A 12,282-nucleotide genomic window follows, 5' to 3' on the forward strand; every position below is an offset into this window, starting at 1 on the left:
CCACGAAAGAGACGCCCATGAGACGCCGACTGATCGTCGTGCTGACCGCCCTGCTGGGGCTGGCCCTGCTGGGCGGGATCCCGCCCACCTCGGCCACCTCGGCGACCGCCGAGCCGCCGCCGAACAAGCAGTACCGGGTGGAGGGCCCGGCCGACAACCGCCAGCGCAGCGCCGTCGCCGCCACCGGTGCGGCCATCGACGAGGTGAGCGCGGGCGCGGTGGTGGTCACCGCCAGCGCCGAGGAGATCGCCGCCATCCGCAAGCTCGGCTTCCGGGTACGTGAGCTGCCCCGCTTATCGGCGCCGGACGTGCGGGCCTTCGACTTCCCGCCGGCCGACTCCGGCTACCACAACTACGCGGAGATGAACGCCGACATCAACGCGCTGGTCGCCGCCAAGCCGGCCATCGCCAGCAAGTTCGTCTACGGCAAGTCCTACGAGGGCCGCGACCTGGTCGGCATCAAGATCAGCGACAACGTCGGCACCGACGAGAACGAGACCGAGGTGCTGTTCACCGCGCACCAGCACGCGCGCGAGCACCTCACCGTCGAGATGGCGCTGTACATCATGCACCTGCTGGCCGACAACTACGGCACCGACAGCCGGATCACCAACCTGGTCAACAGCCGCGAGATCTGGATCATGCCCGACCTGAACCCCGACGGCGGCGAGTACGACATCGCCACGGGTTCCTACCGCTCCTGGCGCAAGAACCGCCAGCCCAACCCCGGCTCGGCCAGCGTCGGCACCGACATGAACCGCAACTGGGCCTACAACTGGGGCTGCTGCGGCGGCTCGTCCGGCTCCACCTCCAGCGACACCTACCGCGGCTCGGCCCCCGAGTCGGCGGTCGAGGTCAAGGCGGTGGCCGACTGGGTGCGCAGCCGCGTCGTCGGCGGCGTGCAGCAGATCAAGTCGCACATCGACTGGCACACCTACAGCGAGCTCATCCTGTGGCCCTACGGCTTCACCTACAACGACACCGCGCCCGGCCTGACGCAGGACGACCGCGACGCGCACGCCACCCTCGGCCAGAACATGGCCTCCACCAACAACTACACCCCCGAGCAGGCCAGCGACCTGTACATCACCGACGGCACCATCGACGACTGGATGTGGGGCCAGTTCAAGATCTTCACCTACACCTTCGAGATGTACCCGGCCAGCGGAGGCGGCGGCTTCTACCCGCCGGACGAGCAGATCGTCCCGCAGACCACCCGTAACCGGGAGGCCGTGCTGCGCTTCCTGGAGTACTCCGACTGCGTCTACCGCATCATCGGCAAGGAGGCCCAGTACTGCGGCGGCACGCCCGGCACCACGATCTACTCCGACACCTTCGAGACCGCCACCGGCTGGACGGTCGTGCCCGGCACCGCCACCACCGGCCTGTGGGAGCGCGGCGACCCGGCGGCGACCACCTCCTCCGGGACCAAGCAGCTCGGCACCACGGTCAGCGGCGTCAACGACCTGGTGACCGGCCGGCTGGCCGGGACCGCGGCGGGCGACTACGACGTGGACGGCGGGCTGACCTCGATCCAGTCACCCGCCATCGCGATCCCGGCGACCGGGACGTCCACGCTGAGCTTCTCCTGGTACCTGGCGCACGGCTCGAACTCCTCCACCGCCGACTACTTCCGGGTCAAGGTCAACGGCACGCAGGTCTTCCAGCAGCTCGGCGCGGCGAGCAACCGCAACGGGGCCTGGGCGGTGGCCAGCGTGAACCTGTCGGCCTACGCCGGGCAGAACGTGACGATCACCTTCGAGGCGGCCGACGCCTCGACCGCCTCCCTGCTGGAGGCGGGCGTGGACGACGTCAAGATCGTGCACAACCCGTGACCCCGGTCGGGTGAACTCACCGCCGGGTCGCCGTCAATGGCGGCCCGGCGGGCTCCCGGTCACTGGCGCGGGCGGAAGACCAGGATGAGCACGCGCAGCACCAGGATCACGCTGATCACCAGCAGGTTGTAGCCGATCAGCTCGTACAGCCGCATCACCTGGGGCAGCACCACCGGGCCGCCGGGCGTGCCGATGAGCAGCACGCCCATCAGCCCGGACGTGGCGCCCAGCACGGTCAGCACCACCTGGTGCAGCAGGCCGGTGACGAAGCGGCGGTCGCGCTCGTCGGCCAGCAGCCGCACGTTGACCGACAGCCGCCCGTGCTCGGCGGCGCTGGCGATGCGCTCCAGGCGGCGCGGCAGCCGGCGCACCATCGGCAGCAGCGCCGCCGCCTCCTGCAGCAGGCTCTCCTTGAGCGTGCCGCTCTGCAGCGCCGAGGCCAGGTGCGCGCCGGCGAAGGCGCGGGCCTCGTCGACCAGGTTGAAGCCGGGCGCCAGCCGTACCAGCGTGCCCTCCAGGGTGGCCAGCGCGCGGAAGACCGCGGCCACCTCGGGCGGGATGGACAGCCCGTAGGTCGAGATGATGCGGAACAGATCGGTGAACATCGCGACGCTGTTCAGGCCGGGGCCCAGGTGGCGGGCCATGAACTGGCCGAGCGCGCGCTGCAGGCCGGCCTCGTCGATCTCCTCGGGGCGCGGCACGACCTCCAGCAGCGCGTCGGTGACGGCGAGCGGGTCCTGGCGGTTCATGGCCAGCAGGAAGCGCTGCAGCGCCGAACGCATCGCGCCGTCGAGGCGGCCGACCGAGCCGAAGTCGAGCAGGCCCAGGCCGCCGCCGGTGAGCACCATGATGTTGCCCGGGTGCGGGTCGGCGTGGAAGACGCCGTCGACGAGGATCTGCCGCAGCAGGCAGTCGAGCAGGTCGCGGGCGAGCGCGGGGTCGGCCGGCGCCTGCGCGAGCGGCTTGCCCTCCAGGCGCTGCATCACCAGGACCCGCTCGGTGCAGTGGCGCGGGTAGGGCACCGGGTAGACGATGGGGCCGGGCGGCGCGGCGGCGACCGCGGCCATGTTGGCCGCCTCGATGCGGAAGTCGAGCTCCTCGCGCAGCGCGACGGCGAAGCCCTCGGCCAGGTCGCGCAGGCCCAGCGAGCGGCCCCAGCGGGTGCGGGTCTCCAGGGTGGCGGCCAGCCGGGCGACGATGTCGAGGTCCTTGGCCACCACCGAGCGGATGCCGGGCCGCTGCACCTTGACCACCACGTCCTCGCCGCCCGGCAGGCGCGCGGTGTAGGCCTGCGCGATCGAGGCGGCGGCCAGCGGCACCCGGTCGAAGGCGGCGAACACCTCGTCCACCGGGGCGCCGAGCTCGGCCAGCAGCACGGGCTCGATCTCCGACCAGGGCGCCGGGGTGACCTTGTCCTGCAGGCTGCCCAGTTCCTCGACGAACTCGGCGGGCAGCAGGTCGCGCCGGGTGGACAGCACCTGGCCGAGCTTGACGAAGGTCACCCCGCCCTCGTCGAGGGCCTCGCGCAGCGAGCGGGCCAGCCGGACGCGGCCGCCGCGGTCGTCCACCCGGTCGCCGCGCCCGCGCAGGTAGGGGCCCAGGCCGTGGCGGACGGCGATGCGGGTGATCTGCGAGTAGCGCCGGCCACGCGACAGCCGCCCGCGCAGCGAGCGGAAGAACTCCACCGGTCCCGGCACCGAGCCCGGCGGCACCAGCGCCTCGGCGATCACCAGGACCACCATCATGATCAGCGCGACGACCATCATGAGCAGGAACACGACCCACAGCGGCCCGGTCCCCGGATCGCGCTCCGGATCGGTGGACCGGAACACGCTGAGCACCGGGATCAGCACCGGGCCGGCCAGCCCCAGCGTGACCACCGTCGCCACCAGGATCCGGACCAGGCCGAACCGCACGCCCAGCAGCCGTTGCGCGGCGATGGCCAGCACCGCCACCACGGCCGCGAAGCTCAGCGTGCCGGAGATGATCAGCAAAGGGGATTCGATCACATCGCTACCCTAGGCTGTCGGAATGCGCCCCAGTGTCCGTGGCCTGCTGTTCGACTCCGCCGACCGGCTGATCCTGTTCCGCCGCACAGTTCCGGGCCGTCCCGTTTATTTCAGCGTGCCAGGCGGGCACGTCGAGGACGGCGACGCCGGCCTCGAGGGCACGCTCCGCCGCGAGCTGCTGGAGGAGCTCGGCGCGACCGTCGAGCGCGTCACGCCGCTCACCACGCTGGCCTACCCCTGGCGCGGCCGGATCAAGGTCCAGCACGTGTACGGCTGCCGCCTGCGCACGATGGATCCGGCGCTGCGGCACGGTCCCGAGGTGGACGACCCGGCGCGCGGCGACTACGAGGTGGTGCGGCTGGCGGCCGACCCGGCGGAGATCATCTCGCGCCCGATCGTGCCGCCCGCGCTGGCCGGCTACCTCGCCGCGCGCATCGAGCTGCTGCCCGCGCTCATCGGCTCCGGTCCTGCATCTCCCACAGATGATCCAGGACGTGCCAGGTGACGCGCCGCACCGCGTAGCGCGGCGCCCACTTGCCCAGCGGCGTGCCGTCCCAGGCCCGGCCCAGCACCTCGGCCAGCTCCGCGCGCAACGCGTCGCGGTCGCCGGGCTCGCGGTAGGGCGGGTGCCGGACGCCGACCTGGCGGGCGTAGTTGCGCTCGGCGTCCTCGACGTGGGCGACCATCTTGTCCCGGTCGCGCCCGCCGCCGCGCGGACCCTTGCGCAGTTCCTCCGGGCTGGCGGCCGTGACCTCGTCGAACAGCTCCCAGGCGGCGCGCATCAGCTTCACGTCCCGGGTGGCGACTTTCACCGGGTACGGCTCGGCGTCGGCGTCGGGCTGGGCCTCGGGGGCGCCGAAGTCGGTGGTGGCGCCGCCCTTGACCCGCTCGGTCACGCTGACCTTCCCCGGGCGGAACGCCAGGCCGGCGCGCTCGGCCACCACGGCGTAGCGCGGGGCGTAGTCGAGCAGCCGCTCGACGGCGAGCTCCTCGGACTTGTCCACCCGGCACCAGCCGGGCCAGTCCAGCGAGCAGGCGAACACCCTCTTGCTGCCGAGTTCGAGGTAGATGCGGTGCATGCCTCCAGCGTGCCACGCATACCTGCCAGATCCCGTCAGGTACGGCGTCGCGTCCCCGGCCCGCGGGCGGCCTCGCCGTACGGTGGGATCATGGAACCGCATCCGGCGTGGGCCGAGCACACGCACCTGTTCCCCGGCGCGCAGGTGCGGGTGGACGGGCTGACCGAGCCCGAACCGGCCGCGCTGCACCTGCGCCTGTCCGACGGGACCGAGGTCGAGGCCGAGCTGCTGACCGGCCCGCACGGCGCGCTGGTCGAGGTGGCCGGCTACACCAGCGCCGCCGGCACCCGGCTGCCGGCCCGGGGGTGGCCGGTGCGTTCGTGGGAGCGGGCCGGGGACGGGGTGGTGCTGCGGCTGGGCCGCGCGTCGGGCTAGACGCGGGCTGGAGGCGGGCTAGATGTGGTCGATCAGGTCGGCGACCGAGTTGACCACCAGCGAGGGCCGGTAGGGGTAGCGGTCGATCTGGTCGCGCTGCACCACGCCGGTGAGCACGAGGATGGTGTAGAGCCCGGCCTCCATGCCGCAGACGATGTCGGTGTCCATCCGGTCGCCGATCATCGCGGTGGTGCCGCTGTGCCCGCCGAGCAGGTTCAGCGCGGTGCGCATCATGATCGGGTTGGGCTTGCCGACGAAGTAGGGCTCGACGCCGGTGGCCTTGGTGATGAGCGCGGCGACCGCGCCGGTGGCCGGCAGCGCGCCGTCGATGGACGGGCCGACCGGGTCGGGGTTGGTGGCGATGAAGCGCGCGCCGTTGTCGATCAGCCGGATCGCCTTGGTCACCTGGGTGAAGCTGTAGGTGCGGGTCTCGCCGAGCACCACGTAGTCGGGGTCGAGGTCGGTCAGCACGTAGCCGACCTCGTGCAGCGCGGTGGTGAGCCCGGCCTCGCCGACCACGTAGGCCGAGCCGCCGGGGCGCTGGTCGTCCAGGAACTGGGCGGTGGCCAGGGCGGAGGTCCAGATCGACTCGGGCGGCACATCCAGCCCGGCCGCGCGCAGCCGTACGGCCAGGTCGCGCGGGGTGTAGATCGAGTTGTTGGTCAGCACCCGGAAGGCCTTGCCGGAGTCGCGCAGCCGTTTGATGAACTCGTCGGCCCCCGGGACCGGCCGGCCCTCGTGGACCAGCACGCCGTCCATGTCCGAAAGCCAGCTGTCGATGCGTTCACGCTCCGTCACGGATCAATGGTACAGATCCGTGCACGGCCTCCTACGACAGGAACCCCGGCAGGGTGCCGTTGGCGGTGGCGACGACGCACCAGGCGGCGAAGCCCAGCAGCCCGAGCAGCACGACGACCTGGGTCACGCTGATCTTCTTCTTCATCTCTCGCTCCTCGATCGACCCTGCTCCCGAGCGTACGCACAGGTCAGCGACGGATGGCAGGCGAGCTTAGCCGACCTGCCGCGCGCCCCGCCGAGCTGACCCCCCTCCTCCTCGCAATCGTGACATCCATGGTGATTTCATGTCCTCATGTCGTTCACCGAAGCTGCCCAGGACCTGCGCGAAGAGCTCACCCGCCTGCGTCACTCGCTGCACCAGACCCCGGAGATCGGGCTCCACCTGCCGGTCACCCAGGAGAAGGTGCTGGCCGCCCTCGACGGTCTTCCGCTGGAGATCACCACCGGCCGGGCGCTCAGCTCGGTCACCGCGGTGCTGCGCGGCGGGCGTCCCGGACCCGCCGTGCTCCTGCGCGGCGACATGGACGCCCTGCCGGTCACCGAGCGCAACGCGCTGCCGTACATCTCGCAGTACGAGGGCGCGATGCACGCCTGCGGGCACGACCTGCACACCGCGATGCTGGCCGGGGCGGCGCACCTGCTGGCGGGGCGGCGGGAGGAGCTGGCCGGTGACGTGGTCTTCATGTTCCAGCCCGGCGAGGAGGGCCACGAGGGCGCCAAGTACATGATCGACGAGGGCGTCCTGGACGCGGCCGGCGAGCGGGTGGTGGCGGCGTACGGCATGCACGTGACCTCCTCGCTGTTCCCGCGCGGGCGCTTCAACACCCGCGGCGGGCCGCTCATGGCCGCGGCCGACACCTTCAACGTGGTGGTCAAGGGCCGCGGCGGCCACGGCTCCGCGCCGCACCGCGCGCTCGACCCGATCCCGGCGGCCTGCGAGATGGTCGGCGCGATCCAGGCGCTGGTGACGCGGGAGTTCGACACCTTCGAGCCGGTCGTGGTGAGCGTCTGCAACTTCCACTCCGGGACCACCGACAACGTCATCCCCGACGACGCGATGTTCCAGGCCACCGTGCGCACCTTCAGCGCGGCCAACCGCACCAAGGTCAAGCGGCGGCTGGTGGAGCTGGTCACCGGCATCGGCGCGGCCTACGGCCTGCCGGTCGAGGCGGGCTTCGGCATGGGCTACCCGGTCACCGTCAACGCCCCGGCCGAGGCGGACTTCGCCGGGGAGCGGGTGACCGAGCTGTTCGGCGAGGGCCGGTACATGATCACGCCGCAGCCGATCATGGGGGCCGAGGACTTCTCCTACGTGCTGGAGCAGGTGCCGGGGGCCTTCGTCTTCCTGGGCGCCTGCCCGGCCGACCGCGACCCGGGCAGCGCGCCGTACAACCACTCGCCGGAGGCGGAGTTCGACGACGCGGTGCTGCCGGACGGGGCCGCGCTCTACGCCGACCTGGCCCACACCCGCCTGGCCCAGCTCGCCGCCGCCCAGAACTGATTCCCTGCCCGCCCGGCGGGCGGTCCCGGCGGGGCCGCTCGTCCGGGGCGGTTTCGCCGGGGCGGGCACGTAAGCTGGCCCGGTGACAGAGCGTGCGGTCGTCGACGGCAGGCCCGCGACCGGTGCCGATCTCGGCCTGGCCCTCGCCGCCAGGGCGGGCCACTTCACCGCCATGCAGGTCAGAGGCGGGCGCGTGCGCGGCCTCGACCTCCACCTGCAGCGCCTGGCGCGCGCCACCGAGGAGCTGTACGGCGAGCCCCTCGACCACGACGTCGTGCTCGCCTCGCTGCGGGCCCTGGCCCCGCACGACGCCTCGGTGCGGGTGCACGTGGTCCGCACCGGCGCCCTGCACGTGCTGGCCGTCGCCGACGCCCCGGTCGAGGCCCCGGCCTCGCCGCGCCGGCTGAAGACGGTGCCGTTCGCCCGTTTCCTGCCGCACGTCAAGCACGGCGGCGGCTTCCCCCAGGCGCACCTGGCCCGCCAGGCGGCCCGCGACGGCTTCGACGAGGTGCTGCTGACCGACGCCGGAGGCCGGATCAGCGAGGGCGCGGTGACCAACCTGGGCTGCCTCGACGGCGAGCGGCTGGTCTGGCCCGACGCGCCGATGCTGCCCGGCATCACCATGCTCCTGCTCTCGCGCGCCTGCCCGCACGAGCGCCGCGCCTTACGCGTGCCCGACCTCCAGCACTTCGACGCCGTCTTCGTCTGCAACTCCTGGGGTGTCTCCCCGGTCGGCGCCGTCGACGGCCTGGAGCTGCCCCAGGAGGCCTTCGCCCAGGTCCGGGCCCGGTTCGACGCCCTGCCCTGGGACCCGCTCGGCTGAGTGACGCTCAGCGCCATCGAAGGCGGTCGTGAAGGAAAGTTACATTAACTTCACAACTCCTGGAGATTATTGACGCGGCCCCCACCCGGCCATACGGTCGGGGTCAAATCTCAAGGTCCCCCACTCGGAGCAGAGCATGAAGCGACTAGCAGCCGTTGTGGCGCTGCTCGGTATCGCCGCCGTCTCGGCGTGCAGTAGCACTGATAGCTCGAGCAAGCCCGCGGCCTCGGCCGGCGGCGGCAGCCCGGCCGTCTACACCACGATCGACGTCAACAAGCCCGGCATCGACGTGAACGGCCCCGCCAACCCCTGGGCGCCCAAGGGCAACTCCTTCGTCGGGTTCAACTCGATGAAGCTGGCGTGGACGAAGAACCACCTCACCGACGCGAACGCGTTCTACCCCGGCATCGCGGAGAGCTGGGAGATCGCGCCGGACGGCTCCTCCATCACCATCAAGCTGCAGCCCAACAACAAGTGGTCCGACGGCAAGCCGGTGACCGCCGAGGACGTCAAGCTCTCCCTCGCCATCGCCTACACCCAGGGCAGCACCGCCTTCGCCCTGCAGCCCGGCGCGGCCGGCGCCGCCGCCGAGGTCACGGTGGTGGACGAGAAGACCATCAAGGTCTCGCAGGACATGTCCAACCCGAGCGCCACCTTCGCCCGCGGCGTGCTCGACTGGGCGGTCATCCCGGCGCACATGTGGCAGGGCGTGCTGCCCGCCGACATCTGGGACAAGATCAAGGCCGCGCGCGGCACCGGCCCCGAGGCCGAGGCGGTCCGCACCGAGATCACCGAGCTGGGCAAGAAGGTCATCGCCTTCAACCCCGGCAAGGACGTCTCCGCCGGGCCGTACGTGCTGGAGCGGGTCAACCCGGGCGCGGCGCTGCTGAAGAAGAACCCCACCTTCTACAACGCCGCCAACGTCGGACCCGACGCGGTGCAGCTGCTCAACTACACCGGCAACGAGCAGGTGTGGAACTACCTGATCACCGGCAAGCTGGACAGCTCCGGCTTCGTCGCCGTCCCGGCGGACACGATGGCCAAGATCAAGGGCGCCCCCGGCAACGTGGTCGTCAAGGGCTACTCCCCCGTCGCGGTGGGCCTGGCGTTCAACCAGTCCAAGAAGCCGTACGACAACGTGCACGTGCGTAAGGGCCTGGCCTACCTGATCAACCGCGAAGAGGTCCAGAAGATCGCCTCGCCCGAGGGCGGCATGCCGGCGCTCACCACGACCGGCATCCACCAGACCGCGGCCAAGGAGTGGCTGGGCGCCGAGCTCGACACCCTGGAGAAGTACAACACGGACCTGGCCAAGGCCGAGGAGGAGTTCAAGGCCGCCGGCCTGACCAAGAAGGACGGCAAGTGGCACCTGGCCGACGGCAAGCCGTGGAAGCTCTCCATGCACGCCCCGGCCGGATTCTCCGACTGGCTCGCCGCCCAGGAGAACATCAAGAGCCAGCTCATCGACGCCGGCATCGACGCCGAGATCGTGACCGCGGCCGACTTCCCGCTCTACCAGACCGAGATGGCCGAGGGCAAGTACGACACCGGCTTCTGGCTCATCGCCCTGGGCCCGGCGCCGTACAACATCTTCCAGCGCCTGTACGGCTCGGCCAACGGCTGGGTCAACGTGGCCGGCAAGGTCACGCACAACGCGCCCGGCAAGAACGGCAACTGGATGGGCTCGCCCGAGCAGATCGAGGTCGAGGGCCTGGGCAAGGTCAACCCCGGTGAGCTCACCGCCAAGCTCAACTCGGTCACCGCCGAGGAGCAGAAGCCGCTGATGGCCCAACTCGCCAAGGTCGCCAACCAGGACCTGCCGGTCATCCAGATGTGGGACTACGTCAACACGCAGTTCCAGAACCACAGCCGCTTCACCGGCTTCCCCGGTGACGACCACGACCTGCTGCGCCAGCCGCCCGGCGTCTGGATCCAGCTCGGAATGGTGAAGAAGAAGGCATGACGGTAGTCGTCAGAAAGCTCGCGGGCCACCTGGCCCGCGGGCTCGTCATGATCTTCGTCGTCGCCTCGATCAGCTTCTTCATCATCCGCAACATCCCGGGCGACCCGATGCTGGCCGCCTACGAGAAGTTCGTGGCCTCCGGCATGGACCCGGCGGCCGCCACCCAGCAGGTCAAGGTGATCTACGGCTTCCAGCCGGAGGGCTCGGTCTGGTCGCAGTACCTCGACTACCTGGCCGGCCTGGCCACCCTCGACCTGGGCCAGACGGTGCTCAACCCCGGTGTCGCGGTCACGACGGACCTGTTCGAGGCGGCCAAGTGGACCGTCATCCCGGTCCTCACCGGCACCCTGCTCAGCTTCCTGGTCGGCGTCACGATGGGCGTCTACGCGGCCATCAAGCGCTCGGGCAAGCTCGGCGACATCCTCAACATCTCCGGCTCGCTGCTGCACGGCGTGCCGCAGTACGTGATGGCCCTGCTGCTGGCCGCGATCTTCGCCACCACCCTGCAGGTCCTCCCGCTGGACGGCGTGGCCGACATCCTGGTGGAGCCCGGCTTCAACGGGCCCTACATCGCCTCGCTGGCGCAGCACGCCACCCTTCCGGTGCTGACCTACTGCCTGGCCAGCTACGGCGGCTGGACGCTGGCGATGAAGTCGAGCGTGGTCACCGTGCTGGGCGACGACTTCATCCTCGCCGCCGAGCTGCGCGGCATGAAGCGGTCGATCGTCTTCCGCTACATCGCGCGCAACGCGATCCTGCCGCTGTTCACCATCCTGGCGCTCTCGCTGGGCCTGCTGTTCGCCGGCGCGGTCTTCATCGAGAAGATCTTCAACTACCCCGGGCTCGGCCTGAAGCTGATCGACGCCGTCACCAACCGCGACTACTCGCTGATGGGCGGGGCCTTCCTGCTGATCACCGTCGCGATCGTGGTGGCCAACATCTTCGCCGACCTGCTCTACACCGTCATCGACCCCCGGGTGCGGGCCGGGAAGGAGGGCGCATGAGCACCATCGTCCTGGAGACCTCCAGCGCGTCGATCCGCCGCGACTTCTGGCGTGGCGTGTGGCGCGTGATGAAGCGCAAGCCGAGCCGCATGGTGGGCGTGGTCATCCTGCTGGCCTTCGCCTTCATGGGCATCTTCGGGCCGCTGTTCTACCCCGAGCACCTGCCGCGCGACGTGAGCAACACCTACGGTCCGATGACCTGGGCGCACCCGTTCGGCACCGACGGCCAGGGCAAGGACGTCTTCGCCCAGGTGGTCACCGGCTCGCGGTACGTGCTGCTGAGCGCGCTGGTCACCGCGGTGATCACCGTCGTGCTCGGCGCGGCCATCGGCCTGTTCTCCGGCTTCAAGCGCGGGCGCTGGGACACCGTGCTCATGCGGCTCACCGACATGAAGCTCACCATCCCCGGCCTGCCCCTGCTGCTGGTGCTCACCACCGTCTGGCAGTTCGGCAGCGCGGTGGAGATGGGCCTGGTGCTCGGCCTGCTCGGCTGGGGCTCGGTGGCGCGCGCGGTGCGGGCGCAGACCCTGTCCCTGCGCGAGCGCGGCTTCATCGAGGCGGCGCGCGGGCTCGGCCTGTCCACGACGCACATCGTGGGCAAGGAGCTGCTGCCGTCGATGGCGCCCTACATCGCGATGAACATGCTCATCGCGGTCACCGGCGCGGTCTACGCGCAGGTCGGGCTCTTCTTCCTGGGCGTCCTGCCGTACGAGGCGGACAACTGGGGCGTCATGCTCAACCTCGCCGTGTTCGGCGGCGGCGCGATGACCACCCCGTCGGCTCTGCCGTACCTGCTGGCTCCGCTGCTGGCCATCCTGCTGCTCACCCTGGGCATCGTGCTCGTGGTGGACGCCATGGACGAGATCTTCAACCCCCGGCTGCGCGAGGAGTAACA

Annotated in this window: 11 protein-coding genes; 8 read left to right on the forward strand and 3 right to left on the reverse strand. The window is 71.0% G+C overall.

Annotated features, from left to right (window positions below):
- Window positions 1-17 precede the first annotated feature (17 nt).
- Window positions 18-1,835 (forward strand): M14 family zinc carboxypeptidase, encoded by a 1,818-nt coding sequence (locus AB0I67_RS35605; RefSeq protein WP_357933038.1) that lies wholly within the window; start codon window positions 18-20, stop codon window positions 1,833-1,835.
- Between the two features lie 59 nt (window positions 1,836-1,894).
- Here AB0I67_RS35605 and AB0I67_RS35610 read toward each other — a convergent pair whose 3' ends face one another.
- Entirely contained in the window at window positions 1,895-3,844 is a 1,950-nt protein-coding gene (locus tag AB0I67_RS35610; protein WP_357933041.1) for an AarF/UbiB family protein, read from the reverse strand.
- Window positions 3,845-3,866: 22 nt separating this feature from the next.
- On the opposite strand from AB0I67_RS35610, the gene AB0I67_RS35615 reads away from it, so the two are divergent.
- Window positions 3,867-4,349: an NUDIX hydrolase gene (locus AB0I67_RS35615; RefSeq protein ID WP_357933044.1), complete on the forward strand. Its 483-nt coding sequence runs from the start codon at window positions 3,867-3,869 to the stop codon at window positions 4,347-4,349.
- On the opposite strand, the gene AB0I67_RS35620 is transcribed toward AB0I67_RS35615, so the two are convergent.
- Window positions 4,297-4,923, reverse strand: coding sequence for a hypothetical protein (locus tag AB0I67_RS35620; protein ID WP_357933046.1), 627 nt, complete (start codon window positions 4,921-4,923; stop codon window positions 4,297-4,299). The two genes, AB0I67_RS35615 and AB0I67_RS35620, sit on opposite strands and share 53 nt — an antisense overlap.
- 90 nt (window positions 4,924-5,013) lie before the next feature.
- Between AB0I67_RS35620 and AB0I67_RS35625 the strand changes: the two genes are divergently transcribed.
- Window positions 5,014-5,298: a hypothetical protein gene (locus AB0I67_RS35625; protein ID WP_357933048.1), complete on the forward strand. Its 285-nt coding sequence runs from the start codon at window positions 5,014-5,016 to the stop codon at window positions 5,296-5,298.
- 18 nt (window positions 5,299-5,316) lie between these two features.
- Here the strand turns inward: AB0I67_RS35625 and AB0I67_RS35630 are convergent, their stop codons facing one another.
- On the reverse strand, window positions 5,317-6,057 hold the full coding sequence (locus tag AB0I67_RS35630; protein ID WP_357933296.1) for an HAD-IIA family hydrolase: 741 nt from the start codon (window positions 6,055-6,057) through the stop codon (window positions 5,317-5,319).
- 331 nt (window positions 6,058-6,388) lie between these two features.
- On the opposite strand from AB0I67_RS35630, the gene AB0I67_RS35635 reads away from it, so the two are divergent.
- The 5 genes from AB0I67_RS35635 to AB0I67_RS35655 all read left to right on the forward strand — a co-directional run bounded on the left by AB0I67_RS35635 (window position 6,389) and on the right by AB0I67_RS35655 (window position 12,280).
- The gene (locus tag AB0I67_RS35635; RefSeq protein ID WP_357933050.1) at window positions 6,389-7,597 is read left to right on the forward strand and encodes a M20 family metallopeptidase; all 1,209 of its coding nucleotides are present in this window, start codon (window positions 6,389-6,391) and stop codon (window positions 7,595-7,597) included.
- 82 nt (window positions 7,598-7,679) lie between these two features.
- Complete coding sequence (locus tag AB0I67_RS35640; protein ID WP_357933052.1) at window positions 7,680-8,420, forward strand: aminotransferase class IV; 741 nt, start codon at window positions 7,680-7,682, stop codon at window positions 8,418-8,420.
- Between the two features lie 136 nt (window positions 8,421-8,556).
- Window positions 8,557-10,383 carry an ABC transporter substrate-binding protein gene (locus AB0I67_RS35645; RefSeq protein WP_357933055.1) on the forward strand — a complete coding sequence of 609 codons (1,827 nt, stop codon included), beginning with the start codon at window positions 8,557-8,559 and terminating at the stop codon, window positions 10,381-10,383.
- Window positions 10,380-11,387 carry an ABC transporter permease gene (locus AB0I67_RS35650; RefSeq protein ID WP_357933058.1) on the forward strand — a complete coding sequence of 336 codons (1,008 nt, stop codon included), beginning with the start codon at window positions 10,380-10,382 and terminating at the stop codon, window positions 11,385-11,387. The genes AB0I67_RS35645 and AB0I67_RS35650 overlap by 4 nt, the downstream gene beginning before the upstream one ends.
- A complete protein-coding gene (locus tag AB0I67_RS35655; RefSeq protein ID WP_357933060.1) occupies window positions 11,384-12,280 on the forward strand; it encodes an ABC transporter permease in 897 nt (298 codons plus the stop codon). Before AB0I67_RS35650 ends, AB0I67_RS35655 begins: the two co-directional genes overlap by 4 nt.
- Window positions 12,281-12,282: the final 2 nt, after the last annotated feature.

The organism is Nonomuraea sp. NPDC050310 (genome assembly GCF_040655795.1).
Taxonomy (GTDB): domain Bacteria; phylum Actinomycetota; class Actinomycetes; order Streptosporangiales; family Streptosporangiaceae; genus Nonomuraea.